Source organism: Legionella sp. km772 (genome assembly GCF_003989735.1).
Classification (GTDB): domain Bacteria; phylum Pseudomonadota; class Gammaproteobacteria; order Legionellales; family Legionellaceae; genus Legionella.
The window spans coordinates 1-19,519 of record NZ_RZGQ01000039.1 but is presented as its reverse complement, the minus strand read 5'-3'; the positions used below and the strand labels follow the sequence as shown (position 1 = coordinate 19,519).

The following is a 19,519-nucleotide window of genomic DNA, read 5'->3' as shown; positions in this document are numbered from 1 at the left end:
AGATAAAAACTCATTTAAATCACTTTGCTATTAAGTACAAATTGATTCTTAGAGCGAACCAGATTGCTTGGCAGGAGCTTAAAAATATGGCAGCTTAAAATTGACCGTGCGTAACATGAGTGATTTACTATTTAATTTTGTTTAAAAAAATGCTTGTAGTTGTTTTTTTGTTCTAATAATCTATTTTAATTTATTTAATCTATTAATCAGTATTAGCGGCGATATTCTTTCTGCATGACCTGAATTGTTAAAACGTGCTGCACTTACACTTTTTGGATAAAGAAAAAATAAAGAGGGAATTTATGAGAAAATCCGTAATGGCTTCACTTTTATTGTTAAGTACTAGTGGCTTATATGCTGGCACTTTAGGTGATTCTTCCTTAAATAAGGTGAATTCTATTTACATGCAGATTAATGCAAGTCTTGATTGGATTCGTATGAATGACAATCAAGATCTCGTTTTATTAGCCCCTTTTCATAATACCTACACGGGCAGCCAAGATTATAAGCTAAGTGGGGGGTTGGGGTTAGGGCTTGGTCTTGAACGCGCGGCGACTGACCTTCTATTTTGGCAATTAGGTGTGGCCGCTCACTTTAATACCTCAGTGCAAGCCCAAGGAATGGTGTGGCAATTTGGTTTACCCGAATTTGAAAATTTCAGCTACCGCTATCAAGTACAATCGTCCAGATTAGTTGCCGAGGGGAAATTACTAGGAACTTATCAACAAAAATTTCATCCTTATATTTCTGGAGAGCTAGGGGCTGGTTTTAATCGCTCCTCTACCTATAGGGAAATCTCATTAATTGAATCACAACTACCAATAGCACCCTTTAGAAATAATACCCATGCTTCTTTCAGTTGGGGAGTCGGGCTGGGGGTTGATGTTGATCTGCGCTCCAATTTGCGTTTAGGTGCGGGATATCAATTCTCTGACTTAGGCAAAGCTCAGTTGGGACTAAGTCCCGCGCAAGAAACAGGAGAGACCTTAAGTATTGCTCATCTTTATGATAATCAGCTTCGTATACAACTTACTGCATTGATATAAGGATAAATAATGAAACAAGGACTGAAAGGTGTTGAAGTATTTATGGGTCTTATTTTGAGTTGTATTTCTGTTGCACATGCCGACTCATTAGCGTCAAACTCTATTTTTGCGATAACCGCCATAAAAAAAGCTCCCTCGGTAATTTATCCTGGTCAAGTGGTAACCGCCACTTACTCGATTAAAGCCAATCCCCGGGTACCATCGACTTTATATGGTAATGGTATAGTGGCTTTACCTAAAGGTATTCGAGTCATTGGTGGCAGTTGTCATCGCCCTGTTTTTAATTTGAAACCGGGTAAATCATGCACCATAGAACTACAAATTACCGCCGATCAATTAGTAGGGAAGATAGTTCGTGGGGGGCCTAAGGTTTGTAATAGTTTAATTAACCCTGTTTATTGTTCCACTCCTCCAACTACCTCCATGTTAAATATTAGAAAAGAGAGTAGCGTTTCTCGTACCCACCTTAGTATTAATCCTACCTCAATGACTATTGCCCAAGGAGGCGGCTATCAGGAGATAGCAATTAGCAATGATGGGGCTACCGATGCTTATGGCGTACAAGTCGTGCAAAAACCTGGCTTAGAAGTAAGCGTAAGTGGTGCATGTCCCTCTCCTTTAGCACCTAAAGGGGTTTGTAATTTAACTTTTACTTCTGGGAGCCAAGTAGGGACTACTACGGCAACGATTGCCGGTACCAATACAAATATAGAGGAAGAAAAAGTTACGGTAATTTCAGCTTCAGCAACTACCTTAAGCGTCTCACTTGCTTTACCAGGAAAGAATATCATTAGCGTTAATGGCTCACCAGGAGTTGCGCTTAGAATTGCTAATACGGGTGCGGATACGGCTTATAATGTGACTTATACTTTTCCCGGGGGTTGGGATGGGGTAAGTGCCAGCGGTAATTGCGATACGATTGAGCCTGGAGCTGGGAACGCTTGTATTTTAACGTTTAACGCGACTCGTCCCAATTTAGCGAATGTCATTAAATTTAAAGCCATTAATAGTCCAGCAGAACCTTCTCCCTACATCGCCTTTCGTTATGGCGGAGGCTTAGTGTTTTCTATTTCAGGAACTAGTCCGAATGCAATAGCTAAGGTGGTAGCAGAAAATGATCAAGCAGCTAATAGGGTTTGGGATCTAGGCTGCCCTGGAAGTTGCACGCAATCTAATGCTACAGATGCCTATTATGGACAAGATTTGAATTATGTTCCGGGTAGTACAAATCCTGGTAATACTGGAGATACTTATCAAGCGGTTTCTATGTTAAATGGAGTTAATGGCAATACAACTTCCCCGGCAAATTTTGCGACAGCTACTTGCAGTACTTTAACATTAGAAAAGCATACTGATTGGTATTTACCTGCGATTTGTGAATTAAGTAATTTGAAAAATTTTTGGTATGATTGTACTGCCGGGCAGAATATAACGGCTAATTTGAAAGATCTCGGCTTTGGTAATTTTCAAAATTCTTATTATTGGAGTTCTACTGAAAGAAATACGGTTGATGCAGCTGCTCAAGCTTACAATATTAATGCTATGGCAAATCTACCTAAAGAAGCATCTTCTTACGTACGTTGTGTTCGACAGGCAACATATTAGTAGTTTTTAAGACCAGATTGTTATGCAATCTGGTCTTAATTTAAGAGTTCGAAGTATTTAAGCTCCAGGAGCTGCTTTGTTAACACTCTCCACTACAGCGTCTACTTTCTTCACTGATTCCGTATCAACTTTAAAGAAGGTCATTTTACCATTCCAGGCCGAACGAGCAAGGACTGCTAAAAATAGAACTACATTTAAGATTACTTCTAAAGCCTCTTTTGCTCCCCGATGATTTTCAAGAACAGGTCTTGCATCTTGAACAGCTTCATCTGCGTTTCTTTTAAACTCAGCATAACTTATTTCTTTATTAAAATATTTTTTACCGTTCTTATCTAAAATATCATGAACTTTATTGGCCTTATTATAAGCAGCATCTAATTTTTGATAGTCTTCACTATTTACAGGTTCTTTGTACCTTCTTCCTTTTAGACTTTCAACTTGTGTTGCTAATTCTTGCATGCGCTTATTAAACTCAGAGCGTTTGTAAATAATATTGTTTATCTCCGGGAAAACTTCTTTCTTAGGTTCTGGTTTTATCTCTTTAGGAGGTACAATTACCGGGTCATTGTGAATAACCTCAGGGTGCTCATGAATAGGCGCTTGAACATTATGAGTAGCTAAGATCTCTTCTTCGTGCAGATCGTCAACTTGGGGCTCTTCTTTCTTTAAATGAACCTGCTCTTTATCAATTGCCTCGACTTGTTGTATAGGCGGATGGATAACAACCTCTATAGCATCCCCATGATTTTCAACAACAGGTTTTTTCTTAGCTTTCGGTACTTTAACCTTTTTGGGTTGAAGATTGTGAACAATTGGCTCAATCCGCGCCTCTTCATGTAAATCATGTTTTTCGACTACAGTCTTCTTTTTAGGTTTAGTCGCGTTCACTTTTATTTGCGGCTGAGTCTCATGCACCACATTATTAACTTGTGGAGGTATATTTTCTTTATCTATACCTGTCTTAGGTTTCACATTCTTCTTAGGTTTTTTGTCAAGAGCTACTATATCTACGACTTCATCTACTTGATCAACAATAGGGCTAGGTTTATCAATTGATGCTTGTTCCTCTTCCAACTTTCTTTGTACCTCTAACTCTCTAGCCTGCTCTTCTTCGAGCTTTTTTTGTGCTTCTAAAGTTCTAGCTTGCTCTTCTTCGAGTTTTTTTTGTGCTTCTAAAGCCCTAGCTTGTTCTTCTTCAAGCTTTTTTTGTAGCTCTAAAACTTGCTCTGCTTCAAGGGCTCTTTGTTGTTCCTCTATTCTTGCTTTCTCTATTTCTTTTTCTGTAGCTTTGACAAAACCTTGATGTTCGTCAATTTTATTAAGAAGCAAATCAAACGGTGCTGTATTTAAGTGGCCTGTGGGGCAAATTGCTGCGGCGAAAATAGAAGGTTGTTTTTGGGCAAAAGAATTTTTATCGCCCACATGCGCTAAAATGGCTTCTCTATCAATTTTATATTGTTTAAAACTGCTTTCATAGTCATCGAGTAGGGCAGTGGTATTTTCAGTTCTTAATAATTTATAATGGCCTTCACGCACATTTAGGGCTACTTCCATTTTCGGATGGGTCTCTGCAGAGCCTTCATTACGATAAATAATAGCTCCTTCCTCTTCCTCGCCAATAATGAATAAGTCCTCATCAATGTTAGTTGCTGCAGTGCTAGGTAGACTAATGTATTGATTGTAGTTGGTTAAACCTTCAGCTGACCAATACATTTTAAATGCTTGAATAAAATCAGCTTTATTAAAAGCTTTATTTTTATCGGTGAAATATTTTTCAAACTCAGGAAGGGTATCTTCCTGTTTAAAATTTTCACTTTTACGTAATACAACATATTCCAGGAAATCCTGAGTGGCTAAATATAATGCCTTTTTTTCCCCACTAAGTAGCATTTCTTGGGAGCTACCTGCTACTCGAGCGTTAGTATAGGCATCTAAAAGCTTAGAAATTCTTCTTTCAAGTAGTTGCTTGGGCGCAGTTTGATCAAAAATAGTAATTGGTTGCTCAAGGTGTTCAAGAACATGGGCTACGTCAGCATGGGATAGTTTAGTATTTGGTTTAGCCATAGATTGGCAATAATTGGTATAGCCCTCGGCCAACCAATAATTTTTTAGGGCGGTGTCTTTATCAACACCGATAAAGTATTTTTCAAATTGAGGCTTTTTATCTTTCTCTGCAAAAGTCTCGGAATTCCGTAATACGGCATATTCTAAAAAGGCTTCATTCGCTTGGAACAAGACCCCTTGTTCGCCACTAGTTAATAGCTCCTTTTCAGTTCCCCATCCTCTAAAATTTATATATTCATTAAACCCAACGATAACCTTAGCCTGCATTTGCTCTGCAATCTCAATGTTTTGGGTCATATGAGTTGCAAACCATTCACGCAATAGAAATCCAAGAACTAAGGTTTTCTCTACTATAAAGCTTGGGGATTCTTCTTCAGGATGACTATAGCGATGTTGTTTTTCAAATAAAGTTAGAGTGGGATCAGTTGCAAATTTCTGTTGCAATTTGCTTGCTGCACTATGAGGCCCAATAATTGAGGTGAACGTAAATAAATCTTCGGGCAGTGCTTGTTTATTTGCTAAAAGATGAGTGGCGTAGGTGTGAAAAAAACAGTTATCAAATGCTCCAGAGACATCTAAAGACTCATTAACTTTTTCAATTAAACCAGGCATAAAAATCCCATATTCTGTTTATATTAAGTAAATTATAGTTTTTTTACATTAAGGTAATATTAAGTTTTAATAAGCTGTGAAAAAATTGACTTCAGTCTTGGAGTTTCTTATAAGTCCTGTACAATAGTTCTTTTATTTAAAATTAAACCACTTATGTATAAACCATTAGCCCTTTTTATAGGCTTGCGCTATACGCGCTCTAAAAAGAAAAACCATTTTGTTTCTTTTATTTCTCTAAGCTCCATGATTGGGATTGGCTTAGGCGTTATGGTTTTAGTTACCGTGTTATCGGTCATGAATGGCTTTGACGAAGAAATTCATCGGCGGTTTTTTGGTATGGCACCTGAAATTACCATTACGGGTTTCGATGAGAAATTAAGTGATTGGCAAGGGGTGGCCAAAAAAGTGGCCGCTGTTCCTGGGATTAAAGCTATAGCGCCTTATGTGGGAGCCCAAGGCTTATTAACCCATGATGGGCAAGTCTTGCCCATTGTTTTAACTGGTATTGATCCAAGTGTGGAGGAATCAGTTACTCATTTGAGTAAGAAATTGTTGGCAGGCTCGATGAACAATCTTCAGCACTTCGGCATTATTCTAGGTAAAGGTCTTGCTGATAATTTAGGGGTTATGATTGGGGATAAAGTAACTATTATGATTCCACAAGCCACGGTCACTCCGGCAGGTATGATCCCACGATTTAAACGGTTTACGGTAGTTGGCGTTTTTTCTGCGGGTACGGGATTTAATTTTGACACGAAATTAGCCTTCACTAATCTACAAGATGCACAAAAGCTCATGCAAATGGGTGCTGATGTGAGCGGCATTAAGATGAAGATCGATAATGTGTATCGGGCTCCTGAGTTAACTGCTAAATTAGCTCAGTTATTAGGCGAAGAGTACCAAGTCGGAAATTGGACGCAACAATTTGGCGCGTTCTTTCATGCGGTAAAATTAGAAAAAACCATGATGTTTATGATTCTATTATTAATTATTGCTGTGGCTGCATTTAATTTAGTGTCTTCTTTAGTGATGGTGGTAAACGATAAACAAGCAGAAATTGCAATCTTAAGAACCATTGGCGCGACTCCTGCTACGATTTTACGCATCTTTATTGTCCAAGGAATGATGGTCGGCGTGGTAGGAACCGTACTGGGTTTAATCGGCGGTTTGATTTTGGCAGACAATGCAACGTCGATAGTGAATTGGTTGCAGGCGGTATTTCATATTAAAGTACTTTCATCCAGTATTTATTTTGTGGATTATCTCCCATCAAAAATCCTCTGGAGTGATTTATGGCAAATTTGTGTTCTGGCATTATTGATGAGTTTTCTGGCAACGATTTATCCCGCTTGGCGAGCTTCAAAAACGGTAATCGCGGAGGCTTTGCATTATGAGTGAGGTTATTTTAAGAAGTCAGCAACTCCATAAAGTGTATACTGATGGTTCGTCGAAAATTAATGTCTTAAAAAATATTAATTTAGATATTGCCAAGGGCGATCGAGTTGCCATTATTGGACCCTCTGGCTCAGGTAAAAGTACGCTTTTACATTTATTTGGTGGTTTAGATAAACCTACAGAGGGCAGCGTAACTATCCATGACACCGATTGGCAAAAGTTAAATGAAAAGCAACGTTGCCAATTACGCAACCAGAATTTAGGTTTTGTTTATCAGTTCCATCATTTATTGCCAGAGTTTACTGCTTTGGAAAATGTAAGTATGCCTTTATTATTAGCCGGTATAGCTATTCCTGATGCTGAGCAAAACGCCGAAGCAATTCTTGAGCAAGTAGGACTTAAAGCCCGGATCCATCATAAACCGGCGCAGTTATCGGGTGGAGAACGTCAGCGCGTTGCCATAGCCCGAGCCCTAGTCCATCAACCCCGGTGCGTTTTAGCTGATGAGCCAACAGGAAACTTAGATCAAACAACGGCTCATAAGGTGTTTGACTTGATGTTGGATTTAAATAAAAAAATGAATACGGCCTTAGTGATTGTAACCCACGATGTGCAAATTGCTAATCGCATGGACCGTGTTTTAGAACTGCACGAAGGGACTTTGATTGAGAGGCAAACCTAGTTAAGGGTAGTGGTTGAACTAATGACCACTAGCTTCAAGCGGTGGAGAAAGAATAAAATCTTTCTCCCTCGCTTGGTGTTATAAGTCTTATAGCCTACCCCAATTAATAATCGGCATTACCTGGTGTGCGGGGGAAGGGGATAACGTCACGGACATTGCTTACCCCCGTAACATAGCTGATTAAACGTTCAAAGCCTAAGCCAAAACCTGCATGGGGTACCGTGCCATAACGGCGTAGATCGCGGTACCAAGAATAATGCTCTTTATTTAATTCACATTCATCCATGCGTTGATCTAAAATTTCTAAACGTTCTTCCCGCTGGCTTCCACCAATAATTTCCCCAATACCTGGAGCTAAAACGTCCATGGCAGCTACCGTTTTACCATCATCGTTAAGTCGCATGTAGAAGCCTTTGATGTCTTTTGGGTAATTGGTAAGAATAACTGGTTTTTTGCATAATTCTTCGGCTAAATAACGTTCATGTTCCGATTGTAAATCAAGGCCCCAACTCACAGGGAATTCGAATTGATGACCACTAGATTCTAAGGTTTTAATGGCATCCGTATAGCTCATTATTTCAAAATCAGTTTGCGCCATGTATTCCATCCGCTCAATACAGCCAGGAGCTACGAATTGGTTGAAGAATTGCATGTCATCCATACGTTCATCCAGGACCGTTTTACATAAATGGCGTAATAACTTTTGGCTTAAATCGCAAATATCGCCTAGATCCGCAAAAGCGATTTCAGGTTCGATCATCCAAAACTCAGCTAAATGACGGCTAGTGTTGGAGTTTTCAGCCCGGAAGGTAGGGCCAAAGGTATAGACCTTTGACATGGCCATACAGTAAGCTTCAACATTTAATTGCCCGGATACTGTTAAAAAGGTCTCCTGCCCAAAAAAATCTTTGCTAAAGTCTACCTTCCCTTGAGCATTTTTAGGGATATTCATTAAATCCAAAGTGGAAATACGAAACATTTCACCAGCACCTTCACAGTCGCTGCTGGTAATAATGGGTGTATGGATCCAGAAAAACCCTTGCTCATGAAAGAAGCGATGTATAGCTTGGGCAAGGCAATGACGAATTCGTGTTACAGCGCTAATTGTATTGGTACGGGGGCGTAAATGCGCTACTTCCCGTAAAAACTCAAGCGTATGCCGCTTTGCTTGGATGGGGTAACTATCAGGGTTTTCCACCCAGCCTACCACTTCAATGGCTTCTGCTTGAATTTCATAAGATTGCCCTTTCCCTTGCGAGCTCACTAGTCGGCCGCTAGCAATTATTGAACATCCGGCATTCAGTTTGCATACTTCATTGCTGTAGTTTGTTAAAGCATCTGTTGCTACGATTTGAATCGGTGAAAAACATGAGCCATCGTGGAGGCTAATAAAAGATAAGCCGGCTTTTGAATCGCGGCGGGTTTTTACCCAACCTCTAACGCATACTTTCTCATCAACCTTTACTTCACCATCTAAACATTGTTTTATGGTAAACACTTCTGTCATTATGTACTCCAAAATTGACATATAAAATGCGATGATACACCAAATAAAATAAGTGGGGGAACAGATGACGCAAAGAGTTTTACTTGTAATGTTACTTTTTTATTCATTTATGGCGTTAGCAGCTGATACTGTATTAAAATTATATAGGCCTTTTAATCGAGATGATGGGCAGCAACTGCTAATTCATAAGCAAATTAATGGTGAATGCAGCGGGCAGTCAAAGTTAATCCTGCGAGAGGATGCCTGGAGTTGCCAAGCTGATGGCCAAATTTATGATCCTTGTTTTATTAAATCAGGCCCAAACCAAATGAGCCTTTTATGTCCTAATTCTCCTTGGTCGAATGAGAATGTTCAAATTAATGTTGCATCTCCCCTCAGTAACGAAGAGCACCAAGTTTTGGACATGTCACGGACCTATCCCTGGGCAATTGAATTGACTAATGGTGATCACTGTCAAGCCATTGAATTGGGGGAAAGCTATGATTCAATGCCGGTGCGCTATCACTGTTCAGGAGAAAATCGCTTGGTCGGAACCATCCAAAGGTGTAATCCGGTGTGGAGTATGTTAGAAAAAACTCCTGATGGGGTAGTAACCAGGGAGTTGAAGCAGGCTTGGTTTTAAGCGCTTGTTTGTAGGTCGAATGGGGTTCGACCTACTTTTAGGGTTAAAACGCTTAAAAATTTTTACATGAACATAGCAGGGCGAATCTCACTTTCAAAATGGGCTTGATCTCGTTCTTCCTTCTCTTTGAGTGCCTCCATTTCGGCTTGTTCTTTGTCATCTGCTATTTTGAGTTTCATTAGTTCAATCTGGTTGCGAAGTTTTAACTCCTCTAAAATAGACATTAATAAAAACTCAGTGGTGGTTAATCTTATTTCTCGGGTGGTAGGTGGTGGGGCTGCAGCTTCATCCCTTTTTCTTTTACGGGCATTTGATGACACGGTAGGATTAAAAAAACCTGGTGAGCTCTGAGATGGATGTTTTGATTTATCGGTTCCATGCGCTGTACGAGTTACATCTATCTTACTCTTAGCCATAATGATCTCCTTTTCCTTATGAGTCTTTTCCAGATTAATGCAAATTTAAAGTTAAATGCAAATGTTTTTTTCAAAAAACGCAAATTTTGGGTTTTATGGGTGATATTAACCAAATAAGACAAGATTAATTCAGGACGCTTGCTTTATACGCTGTAAAGGATTAGGTAAAGTCAAGCTTATGAAAATAGACATTAAATGCTTTAAGGAAAGAGCGATTAGGGGAATAGCAAAGAATGAGCCCTGCAATATGCCAGTCTGTATTCAGTCTGGCGCTGCATTTTGAAAGGGGGGGAGCGTTAAACAATAGCTATTTATTTGGCTGATTAAAGGGTAGTCGTCCATCGAAAAATTAAAACGTTTCGCATTATAGACCTGCGGGATCAAACATACATCCGCAATGGTAGGCGTATCACCGAAACAGACAGCTTTACTACGTTTTAAATGGTGGAGCTTTTCTTCAAAGGCATCAAAACCTGTGCGTAGCCAATAATGATACCATTCTTGAACATCAGCTTCTTGTGCTGAAAATTGTTGTTTTAAGCGATTTAATACCCGCAAATTATTTAAAGGATGCATATCGCAGGCAACTAATAAAGCCAGGGAGCGTACTTGGGCCTTATCCAAGATGGTGTGGGGAAGTAGGGGGATTTCTGGAAATATTTCTTCTAAATACTCAATAATTGCTAAGGATTGGTGAATAATTTGCTCATTAGCTTCTAGGCTTGGGACTAATTCTTGCGGATTGATATGATGGTATTCACTGCTATGCTGTTCGCCACCATTATTAACTAAATGCACCGGAATTTTATCATAATGAATGTTCTTAATATTCAGAGCAATACGAACTCGGTAGCAAGCAGTGGAACGATAATAATCATAGAGCTTCATTATTTCTCTCCGCTGTAGTGTTGGACGGTTTGATCAATGGCCCCAAAGAGGCTACTACCTTGTGGGTTCAGCATTTCAATCCGAATACGATCGCCAAAATGCATAAATTCTGTTTGTGGCTTCCCGGATTGAATGGTTTCAAGCATACGTTTTTCTGCAATGCACGATGAGCCTTTACTGCGATCGACGTTTGAAACCGTTCCTGAACCAATAATGGTACCTGCACATAAGGTTCGTGTTTTGGCGGCATGCTGGATAAGCTCTGGAAAGGAAAAAGTCATATCTATTCCTGCGTTTGGTTGGCCAAACAATTGCTCATTTAAATAACTTAATAAATTTAAATGTACCCTTTTTCCATCCCAATTCGTTTCTAATTCATCAGGGGTAATGGCCACTGGTGAGAAGCTACTGGCAGGTTTTGATTGAAAGAAACCAAACCCTTTAGCTAACTCGTTAGGAATTAAATGCCGTAAAGAGACATCATTAACTAAAACCAAAAGTTTAATGTGATGCTCAGCCTGTTGATGCGTGATGCCCATAGGTACATCATCGGTAATAATGGCTATTTCCGATTCAAAATCAATCCCATAGGCTTCATCACTGACTAAAATGGGGTCGCAAGGACCGATGAAACTGTCTGAACAACCTTGGTACATTAAAGGATCCGTCCAAAAATTTTCTGGTAATTCTGCCCCACGTGCTTTTCGAACCAGTTCCACATGATTGACATAAGCACTTCCGTCGGCCCATTGATAGGCACGAGGAAGGGGAGCTGCACATTCCTTTGGATCGAAGGGGAAGCTTTCCTCTAGCTTGCCTTCATTAAGCGCGTGATATACCTCTTGTAATTTAGGTTCAACGAGCTTCCAATTATCAAGAGCTTGTTGCATGGTAGCCGCAATCTCTGGAACCTTTATTGCACAAGCCAAAGCTTTATCTACTACACAAAGTTCCCCATCACGGGATGATGTTTTTAAACTGGCAAGTTTCATAAATTCCTCAATAAAACATTCAATTTAGTTGCTTTCTTTTAAAGTTCCACGCCTCATTTGATCTCGTTCTATTGCCTCAAATAAGGCTTGAAAATTACCCTCGCCAAACCCCTGATTTCCTTTGCGTTGGATAATTTCAAAAAAAACCGGACCAAAGATATTTTCTGTAAAAATTTGCAATAGAAGGCCATGCTGGGGATCTTTTTCCCCATCAATTAAAATTTTTTCTGCTTGAAGTTTATCGAGGGGTTCAGAATGCCAAGGCAAGCGCTCTTGGATCATTTCATAGTAAGTATCGGGGGTATCTAAAAATTTAACGCCTTTTCTTCTTAGGCTATGGATGGTTTCATAAATATTTTCAGTCGTCAACGCCATGTGTTGTATCCCTTCACCCTTATAGTCATGAAGGAATTCTTCAATTTGCGATACATCGTCCTTAGATTCATTTAAAGGAATCTTAATTTTTCCGCAAGGACTGCCTAAGGCTCGGCTTACCAGTCCTGTCATTTTTCCTTTAATGTTAAAGAATCGAATTTCTTGGAAATTAAAAATCGATTCATAAAAACTAGCCCATTTATCCATATTTCCACGAAAAACATTATGGGTTAAATGATCTATGTCCACTAAACCATTCCCAGGGACTGAACCTGAATGTATTATTTCTAAATCCGCGCCAAAAGGTCGATGCTTCTCATCAACAAAATAAATAACGCTGCCGCCGATGGCTTGAATTGCTGGCAAATGGTGATGGCTATGAGGGCTATCTTCGAAAGCGTTCGCACCATGACTTAGCGCATAGTCATAGGCCGCCTTGGCATCACGTACTTTAAAACCCATGGCACAAGCGCCTGGCCCATGCGTTTTAGCATGAGATTCTGCTTGGCAATGGCTTGCTGCATTCACTATAAATTCAATATTGCCTTGTTTGAAAATACTAATATCTTGATGCTTATGCTGGGCTACAATTTGAAAACCCATTTCGGAAAATTGTTGATGCAAACGCTTTTTATCGGGGCCTGAAAATTCTAAAAAAGCAAAACCATCAAGTCCGCAGGGATTGTCATTTTGATGCATTAAACTCTCCTTATTTAATTCATTTAGGAATAAACAGTACGCAGTATATTTATATAGGTTTGGGTTGTCTCATACGCTCATTAATTTTGTATTTCATCTTCGCGAGGTTCAAAAAGCAATCCACACCGCCTGATTTATTTCCTCTCTAGGTTTAATTAGGGACTGCTTTTTCTTCGTTCGCCACGGCAGCTTTTCATTAGCTCATTTAAGTTGAATTAAAAATAGGCCATCTGCAATCGGTAACAAACTAACAAAAACGCGCTCATCGTGTTTGATAAGTTCATTGAGTTTTTTTATTTCCCGCGTTTGGGCGCTACTATCTTCGGGATCAATTACTTGTCCATCCCAAAATACATTATCGATGGCAATTAAGCCACGAGGATTAATCAACTTCAATGCTAACTCGTAATAATTAAGATAATTTGTTTTGTCCGCATCAATAAAAATGAAATCAAATTTCTCTTGCCAACCTTCATTGAGAAGGGCATACATCGACTCGAGAGCAGGCCCGATACGTAACTGGATCTTATGGGCTTGTTGCGCTTCTTGCCAGTAATGAGCGTTATCTTTAGTCCAGCGCTCACTGATGTCACAGGTGATAAGACGACCATTATCCGGAAGCGCTAAAGACATAGCTAAGGCGCTATAACCGGTGAATGTACCAAGTTCTAAGACCTTTTCTGCACGTATCAGGCGTAATAGAAATTGCATGAACTGAGCTTGTTCAGGAGCTACTTGCATGTTGGCTAATTCCATTTTAGAGGTCTCTTGACGCAGAGACTCTAAAACTGGGTGTTCACGCAAGGATTTATCCAACATATACTCATACAATTGATTGGTCATGGGCAAATGTTTCATACAATCCTCGAATGGTTAGGCAAGTTTCTCTTTGGCAATCGCATCGGCCACTTCATTAGCAGGAATATTTTTTTGCGCTGATTGAGTGAATATTTCTGTTAGAGAGGTATAGATACCATCAATTTGTTGGCTAATTTTTTCTTCATTAGTATGCAAATATTTTGAGGCAGCGAAAATCAATCCACCTGCATTAATCACATAATCAGCAGCGAATAAAATACCCTTTTCATGAAGTTTTTTTCCATGAATGGTATGAGCTAATTGATTATTCGCAGCACCTGCAATAATGGGGGTTTGTAATTGCGGAATAGTTTGATCATTAATAATTGCACCTAAAGCACAGGGCGCAAATACATCGCAAGGTACTCTATGGATTTCGGTAGAATCTACGGCTTGAGCTCCCAATTCACTCACGGCTTTTTGTACCGCAGCGCTAGAAACATCAGCTACAGTCAAACGTGCACCAAGTTCGTGTAAGTATTTGGCTAAGTTATACCCTACTTGACCTAAGCCTTGGATCGCGACATGGAGCCCTTTTAAGTTATCTTTTTTTAATTTAAAGGCTACAGCTGCTTGAATACCCCTTAATACACCCTTTGCTGTAGAGGGAGAGGGGTTGCCATCGTATTTGGATAGACTCGCTACATAAGGCGTGTGTTCAGCAATTATATCCATATCGCTTAGGACCGTTCCGCTGTCTAAAGCTGTAATATAACGGCCATTTAGTTCATTGATAAACTTGCCAAATTGATGCATATAGGCAGCTCGATCAAAAGGACCTTTGGGCTTAATAATAACCGATTTACCACCACCGAGCGGAAGATTTACAGAAGCAGCTTTAAAACTCATGCCACGAGCAAGGCGCATAGCATCATTAATAGCTGCAAAAACATCTGGATACTCAATAAATCGGCATCCACCTAAGGCTGGACCCAATTTAGTATTATGAATAGCGATCATCGCTTTCATTCCAGTTTCTGGATCTACTTTAAAATGTAGGTCACCAAAACCATGAGATAGAGCATAGTCAAGGAAATCATCTTCAGTAACGGATTTATTGTTCATCATATCAACGGCCATCATTTATTAAGCTCCTAATACAATAATTTGAGAAGGTTAGAGAAGGGACAACAGGGAAACAACAATAACTTTCTCACTTGTTTTTTATTTATGGCATCTTGAGAAACGCTCTGGAAAACGATTTTATGATGCACTGCGGCATATTTTCTCGAGAAATAATGTTTTTCAATACTAGTACTTTTGAGTTTTATTTACAATTTATTATTCGTCTTTTATTGGTGTCGAGCGGATTGCTGGTATACACTTGGTGTAATTTATTTTTCAGGGGAAAAAACATGCGACAAGTTGCTAAAGTTGTAGCTTTAATGATGTTAAGTCCTTTAACTTTTGCTCAAGCTACTCTTCCACCGCCACCTCCACCGCAGCCAAGTTTAGTGCTTGATAAAATAATGTTTCAAACGTCAGCGAAACAATGGGTATCAACTCAGTCTGCTTTGTTGAATGTATCTATCGATGCGACCTTGAATAATGCCGATTTAGTTAAAGCCCGTGCTGATATTATGAGTAATCTTAATAAAATTGCTAAAGGAGAATGGCATTTATTATCCTTTGACCGTTCCCAAGATAATTCCGGTTTAGAAAAAGTAAATGTCCAAGCGCAAGTGAGAGTCAATCAAGCTGTGTTAACTAACATCTATCAAAATGCTAAATCTGTTAGTATTCCGGGTGCACAATATACTATCAGTGGTATTGATTTTAAGCCCAGTTTAGATGAAGTACAAACCGTGCAAGCTGCAGTTCGCAAGCAATTATATCAACAAGTTAATGACGAATTAGATCGCATTAATAAAGCCTATCCAAAGCAAAATTATACCGTCAGTAATTTAATGTTTTTAGATGGGGATAATCCACAACCCCCCATTGCTTATCAAGCAAAGACTATGAATACCATGATGGTTCAAGCTTCCGTTGCTCCTGCGCCTTTATCAGTGAGTAATGAGATAGTATTAACAGCGCTGGTAGAGGTGGCGTCAAACCGTAAACCGGGGAATTAATTTGTTAGTTGTAGATAAGATAATTGGCCATCGCGGGGCTTCAGCTTATGCGCCTGAAAATACGCTTGCTGCATTTGATAAAGCCTTGGCGATGGGATGTCAGATTATAGAATTTGATGTCATGTGCAGTGAGGATGGTGAACCATTCTTAATTCATGATGATAGTTTGAAAAGAACGACCAATGGCAAAGGTGATGTTGGAAAAGTCGATGCCGCCTATTTACAAAGCCTCGATGCGGGATCTTGGTTTTCTAAACAATATAAAGGCGAACCCATACCTCATTTTAAAGAAGCACTGAAGTGGTTAGCCTTTTCACCCATGCAAGCGAATATAGAAATTAAGCCTTATCCGGGTACCGTAGAGCAAACCACTACCGCGGTTTTAAGTGCTCTTAATCGTTATTGGCCCGCTGATAAACCTTTACCTCTATTATCTAGTTTTGAATGGGATGCCTTGGTTTTATGCCGAAGTATTGCTCCCGAGATGCCCTTGGGTTTGTTATTGCATGAATGGGATGAACAATGGTTAGCAAAAGCTAAGCAACTCGATTGTTACTCCATTCATTTCAACCGTAAAATTCTTACTGCTGAGCGAGTCAAAGAAGTCAAAGAGCAGGGTTATATCGTCTGTGCTTATACGGTAAATCGCAAGCGTCTAGCGAATAAATTATTCAAGTGGGGTGTAGATGCTGTGTTTAGTGATTATCCTGATTTACTCACATGAGAGCGCCCGCTGTCCTATTAAGTTTACTGATAATTATGACTCCTTTGCATGCAAAGCCGATTGAACTCGTCTTATGGCATGCTATGGCAGGCCACTTAGGGGAAGAGGTCAGTGCCCTGGCTAATGATTTTAATCGCAGCCAAAAAGACTATAGGGTCAAGCCGGTGTACAAAGGGAATTATTTAGAAACCATCACGAGTTTTGCCGCCGCTTTTCGTGCCCATCAAGCACCTTCGATGGTGCAAATTTTTGAAGTGGGCACTGCTGTGATGCTGTCACCCAAAGGAGTGATTAAACCGGTTGGTGAATTAATGCGTGAACAGGAAATGCGCTTGCCGGAGGAAGATTTCATTCAATCCGTACGGGAGTTTTATAGTGAGCAGGGCCAGCTTATGGCTATGCCTTTTAATTTATCTACTCCGGTGATGTACTATAATCTTGATATTTTAGCCAAAGTAGGTGTTAACAGTGCTAATTTTCCTAGCACTTGGGATGAATTGGAACTTTTAGCGCAAAAAATTAAAAAAGCTGGTTATGATTGTACTTATACCACGGCTTATCCGGGTTGGGTGCTTTTTGAATCTTATATGGCCATCCATGGTCTTGCTATTCTTAGTGAAAACCCTCCAAGAGCCGCCTTTAATACTCCAGTATTGATTAAGCACTTTGAACGTTTAAAACATTGGCATGAATTATCCTATTTTCGGTATGCAGGCCGGGTAGACGATGCTACTATTTTATTTACCAGTAGTGTCTGCCCTTTACTGAGTCAATCATCAGGTGCCTATAATAGCTTAGCCGCTTTAGTTCCTTTTAAATTAGGTGTGGCCAGTATGCCCTTGGATACTAAAGTGAGTAAAATCCGTTATGCGAATGTAGCTGGTGGTGCTGCTTTATGGGCTATTGCAGGACAAAGCTCATCTCACTATGAAGGGATAGCTCAATTTTTTGCTTTTTTAGCTAAGCCTCAAGTACAGCAGCGCTGGCATGAGCATACAGGTTACTTACCTTTAGGTTTTAAAGGGGTATATGCTCCTATTATCCAAAGCAGTACTCATCCTAACTTAACCTTAGCCCGTAAAGATTTAGAGGATAGTCAAGTCCAGCACTCTTTACAGCACCTAGGCCCACAAAATCAGATTCGTGGGATTACCGATGAAGTACTAGAAGCTATGTTTGCAGGCTTAATGACACCCAGTGAAGCGGTAGTTGAGGCGACAAAACGTTCAAATCATATCTTAATACGCTTTTCCCGTAATACGAGTGTTGTGGAGTAATAGATGATTGATCCTAAAGAAAAATTGCGAAAAGTAGAATTAACCCCTCCCGATCCTTTGTGGGAGCAATTATATAAAGAGGCTAAACAAGAAATTACCTCGGTTTTACAAAGGAATTTATCGGCGATTCATCATATTGGTAGTACTGCAATTCCCCATATTTATGCCAAACCTATTGTTGATGTCCTCCCAGTAGTTAAAGACTTAAGTGTTATTGATGCTTTAAACCCAGCCTTTATAGCCTTAGGGTATCGCTGTATGGGCGAATACGGTATTCCAGGACGTCGCTTTTATTGGAAATCTGAAGAAAAACGTACTCATAATGTGCACTTATTTGCTGAAGGCTCACCCGAAGTTCAACGCCATTTACTCTTTAGAGATTTCATGCGCGCCCATAAGGATTATGCGCAAGCTTATTCGATGGTAAAACAAAATTTAGCAGAAGTGTTTCCTTATGATATTGAAAGCTATGTGAATGGCAAAAGTTCCTTTGTCCAACGGATAGATTATCTAACCGGCAAAGCACGAAAAGAGCAGCTGGAGGCTAAAGACGAGGTCCAAGTACAGCCTTATAATCCCGTTTGGCCCTTGTTGGCAGCAGCAGAAATTCAAACCATTAAAGGTTTAGCTAAGCATCTACCTCATCTAGCCATGGAGCATATTGGGAGTACTGCTGTGGCTGGTTTAGCCAGTAAGCCTATTATTGATCTTTTGATTATTATCCCCACAATTGAGCAGGCGCAAAATTGGATTGAGCCTTTAGATTTTTTAGGTTATGTCTTTTGGGACGAAAACCCTGATAAAGAGCATTTACGTTTTTTCAAAGGGATGCCGCCTTTTGGGAATAAACGTACGCATCATATCCATTTGGTAGGGGCAGATAATAAGATTATAAAACCGCGTCTTTTATTTCGGGATATTTTAATAGCTAATGCTCAAATTCGTAACGATTATGAACGATTGAAAAAAAACTTAGCTGAACTTTATCCCCTTGATAGAGAAGCTTATACCGAGAATAAAGGGGAGTTTATTAACCAGGTTTTAAATAAAAAAGGCTAAGACAAAATTGAGCTGGTGCTGAGTCTTTTTTTTTGCTGAACATCACGGTGTGCTGAATTAACCGGAGCGATAAGAACATTGTACAAACCATACAGGCGGTAAGTACAACATTCTTATTAGCCCTGCGTTATCTGTTTTTATCCGCAAGTTCCTATAATAGCTGCAACTGGTGCATTAAAACCTCCATTCATACTAGTACAGTTGGTCAAGGTTCCATTGGTATCGGTACAGACGGTGATTGAGTTATCAACTTGATTAGTAATATAGGCAAATCCATTATCCGATTCATAAATAGATACCGGTTGATTAAAATTGCTTCCCGTTGGCGTGCAATTACTTAAAGCAAAAGTAAGCGGCTGAAGGTCGCATCTTAATACGGTGCTATTCCCCTTATTGCTGATTAAAGCATAAGGAGCGCTAGAATTTTGTATTTGACCGGTTATAAAAGTGGGCTGATTAAATCCACTTCCTCCTGCATTAGAACAACTACTTATTTGGATAGAATTATTAACTCATGTTACGCACATAAACTTGTAGTTTGACTAAAAAGCATTAGAATTCCGCCCTTAATTTTAGGGAGGGAATTAAATGGATATGCTTGATCTTTATAGTGATTATTTGAT

The 19,519-nt window shown here is 39.6% G+C and carries 17 protein-coding genes; 9 read left to right on the top strand and 8 right to left on the bottom strand.

The window, feature by feature from the left end:
• The first annotated feature begins 302 nt into the window (after positions 1-302).
• Together ELY15_RS06345 and ELY15_RS06340 are read left to right on the top strand one after the other, a co-directional pair.
• Positions 303-1,046 (top strand): outer membrane protein, encoded by a 744-nt coding sequence (locus ELY15_RS06345; protein WP_127098823.1) that lies wholly within the window; start codon positions 303-305, stop codon positions 1,044-1,046.
• A 9-nt stretch (positions 1,047-1,055) separates the two neighbouring features.
• A complete protein-coding gene (locus tag ELY15_RS06340) occupies positions 1,056-2,651 on the top strand; it encodes a DUF1566 domain-containing protein (protein ID WP_127098822.1) in 1,596 nt (531 codons plus the stop codon).
• Between the two features lie 57 nt (positions 2,652-2,708).
• Here the strand turns inward: ELY15_RS06340 and ELY15_RS06335 are convergent, their stop codons facing one another.
• Complete coding sequence (locus ELY15_RS06335; protein ID WP_127098821.1) at positions 2,709-5,327, bottom strand: MAP7 domain-containing protein; 2,619 nt, start codon at positions 5,325-5,327, stop codon at positions 2,709-2,711.
• Positions 5,328-5,480: 153 nt separating this feature from the next.
• Here ELY15_RS06335 and ELY15_RS06330 point away from each other — a divergent pair, with 153 nt between their 5' ends.
• The gene (locus ELY15_RS06330) at positions 5,481-6,725 is read left to right on the top strand and encodes a lipoprotein-releasing ABC transporter permease subunit (protein WP_199744183.1); all 1,245 of its coding nucleotides are present in this window, start codon (positions 5,481-5,483) and stop codon (positions 6,723-6,725) included.
• Positions 6,718-7,404, top strand: coding sequence for a lipoprotein-releasing ABC transporter ATP-binding protein LolD (gene lolD / locus ELY15_RS06325; RefSeq protein ID WP_127098819.1), 687 nt, complete (start codon positions 6,718-6,720; stop codon positions 7,402-7,404). Before ELY15_RS06330 ends, lolD begins: the two co-directional genes overlap by 8 nt.
• 103 nt (positions 7,405-7,507) lie before the next feature.
• On the opposite strand, the gene asnS is transcribed toward lolD, so the two are convergent.
• Entirely contained in the window at positions 7,508-8,911 is a 1,404-nt protein-coding gene (asnS, locus tag ELY15_RS06320; RefSeq protein WP_127098818.1) for an asparagine--tRNA ligase, read from the bottom strand.
• Between the two features lie 64 nt (positions 8,912-8,975).
• On the opposite strand from asnS, the gene ELY15_RS06315 reads away from it, so the two are divergent.
• On the top strand, positions 8,976-9,533 hold the full coding sequence (locus ELY15_RS06315) for a hypothetical protein (RefSeq protein ID WP_127098817.1): 558 nt from the start codon (positions 8,976-8,978) through the stop codon (positions 9,531-9,533).
• Positions 9,534-9,595: 62 nt separating this feature from the next.
• Here ELY15_RS06315 and ELY15_RS06310 read toward each other — a convergent pair whose 3' ends face one another.
• The 6 genes from ELY15_RS06310 to ELY15_RS06285 form a co-directional block, all read right to left on the bottom strand.
• A complete protein-coding gene (locus ELY15_RS06310) occupies positions 9,596-9,949 on the bottom strand; it encodes a hypothetical protein (protein WP_127098816.1) in 354 nt (117 codons plus the stop codon).
• A 261-nt stretch (positions 9,950-10,210) separates the two neighbouring features.
• Positions 10,211-10,837, bottom strand: coding sequence for a maleylacetoacetate isomerase (maiA, locus tag ELY15_RS06305; RefSeq protein WP_127098815.1), 627 nt, complete (start codon positions 10,835-10,837; stop codon positions 10,211-10,213).
• A complete protein-coding gene (locus ELY15_RS06300) occupies positions 10,837-11,829 on the bottom strand; it encodes a fumarylacetoacetate hydrolase family protein (RefSeq protein WP_127098814.1) in 993 nt (330 codons plus the stop codon). Before ELY15_RS06300 ends, maiA begins: the two co-directional genes overlap by 1 nt.
• Before the next feature lie 24 nt (positions 11,830-11,853).
• Positions 11,854-12,903 (bottom strand): 4-hydroxyphenylpyruvate dioxygenase, encoded by a 1,050-nt coding sequence (gene hppD, locus ELY15_RS06295; RefSeq protein ID WP_127098813.1) that lies wholly within the window; start codon positions 12,901-12,903, stop codon positions 11,854-11,856.
• A 201-nt stretch (positions 12,904-13,104) separates the two neighbouring features.
• Entirely contained in the window at positions 13,105-13,761 is a 657-nt protein-coding gene (locus ELY15_RS06290) for an O-methyltransferase (protein WP_127098812.1), read from the bottom strand.
• A 15-nt stretch (positions 13,762-13,776) separates the two neighbouring features.
• Positions 13,777-14,844: an amino acid dehydrogenase gene (locus ELY15_RS06285; RefSeq protein WP_127098811.1), complete on the bottom strand. Its 1,068-nt coding sequence runs from the start codon at positions 14,842-14,844 to the stop codon at positions 13,777-13,779.
• 272 nt (positions 14,845-15,116) lie between these two features.
• Here ELY15_RS06285 and ELY15_RS06280 point away from each other — a divergent pair, with 272 nt between their 5' ends.
• From ELY15_RS06280 to ELY15_RS06265, 4 genes are read left to right on the top strand one after another with little or no spacing between them, the layout of a single operon-like run.
• Positions 15,117-15,836, top strand: a complete 720-nt coding sequence (locus ELY15_RS06280) for a hypothetical protein (RefSeq protein ID WP_127098810.1) — start codon at positions 15,117-15,119, stop codon at positions 15,834-15,836.
• Between the two features lies 1 nt (position 15,837).
• Positions 15,838-16,560 (top strand): glycerophosphodiester phosphodiesterase, encoded by a 723-nt coding sequence (gene ugpQ, locus ELY15_RS06275; protein ID WP_127098809.1) that lies wholly within the window; start codon positions 15,838-15,840, stop codon positions 16,558-16,560.
• A gap of 35 nt (positions 16,561-16,595) precedes the next feature.
• Positions 16,596-17,837, top strand: a complete 1,242-nt coding sequence (locus ELY15_RS06270) for an extracellular solute-binding protein (RefSeq protein WP_370449395.1) — start codon at positions 16,596-16,598, stop codon at positions 17,835-17,837.
• A 3-nt stretch (positions 17,838-17,840) separates the two neighbouring features.
• Positions 17,841-18,896: a GrpB family protein gene (locus tag ELY15_RS06265; RefSeq protein WP_127098807.1), complete on the top strand. Its 1,056-nt coding sequence runs from the start codon at positions 17,841-17,843 to the stop codon at positions 18,894-18,896.
• The last annotated feature ends 623 nt before the right edge of the window (positions 18,897-19,519 follow it).

What these genes read in the sequence shown, in the direction of transcription:
- ELY15_RS06315 (WP_127098817.1), top strand. Translation starts at nt 8,976, where the DNA reads ATGACGCAAAGAGTTTTACTTGTAATGTTACTTTTTTATTCATTTATG.
- ELY15_RS06265 (WP_127098807.1), top strand. Translation starts at nt 17,841, where the DNA reads ATGATTGATCCTAAAGAAAAATTGCGAAAAGTAGAATTAACCCCTCCC.
- ELY15_RS06285 (WP_127098811.1), bottom strand. Translation starts at nt 14,844, where the DNA reads ATGATGGCCGTTGATATGATGAACAATAAATCCGTTACTGAAGATGAT.
- ELY15_RS06345 (WP_127098823.1), top strand. Translation starts at nt 303, where the DNA reads ATGAGAAAATCCGTAATGGCTTCACTTTTATTGTTAAGTACTAGTGGC.
- ELY15_RS06270 (WP_370449395.1), top strand. Translation starts at nt 16,596, where the DNA reads ATGACTCCTTTGCATGCAAAGCCGATTGAACTCGTCTTATGGCATGCT.
- ELY15_RS06330 (WP_199744183.1), top strand. Translation starts at nt 5,481, where the DNA reads ATGTATAAACCATTAGCCCTTTTTATAGGCTTGCGCTATACGCGCTCT.
- ELY15_RS06290 (WP_127098812.1), bottom strand. Translation starts at nt 13,761, where the DNA reads ATGAAACATTTGCCCATGACCAATCAATTGTATGAGTATATGTTGGAT.
- ELY15_RS06340 (WP_127098822.1), top strand. Translation starts at nt 1,056, where the DNA reads ATGAAACAAGGACTGAAAGGTGTTGAAGTATTTATGGGTCTTATTTTG.
- lolD (WP_127098819.1), top strand. Translation starts at nt 6,718, where the DNA reads ATGAGTGAGGTTATTTTAAGAAGTCAGCAACTCCATAAAGTGTATACT.
- asnS (WP_127098818.1), bottom strand. Translation starts at nt 8,911, where the DNA reads ATGACAGAAGTGTTTACCATAAAACAATGTTTAGATGGTGAAGTAAAG.
- maiA (WP_127098815.1), bottom strand. Translation starts at nt 10,837, where the DNA reads ATGAAGCTCTATGATTATTATCGTTCCACTGCTTGCTACCGAGTTCGT.
- hppD (WP_127098813.1), bottom strand. Translation starts at nt 12,903, where the DNA reads ATGCATCAAAATGACAATCCCTGCGGACTTGATGGTTTTGCTTTTTTA.
- ELY15_RS06280 (WP_127098810.1), top strand. Translation starts at nt 15,117, where the DNA reads ATGCGACAAGTTGCTAAAGTTGTAGCTTTAATGATGTTAAGTCCTTTA.
- ELY15_RS06310 (WP_127098816.1), bottom strand. Translation starts at nt 9,949, where the DNA reads ATGGCTAAGAGTAAGATAGATGTAACTCGTACAGCGCATGGAACCGAT.
- ELY15_RS06335 (WP_127098821.1), bottom strand. Translation starts at nt 5,327, where the DNA reads ATGCCTGGTTTAATTGAAAAAGTTAATGAGTCTTTAGATGTCTCTGGA.
- ELY15_RS06300 (WP_127098814.1), bottom strand. Translation starts at nt 11,829, where the DNA reads ATGAAACTTGCCAGTTTAAAAACATCATCCCGTGATGGGGAACTTTGT.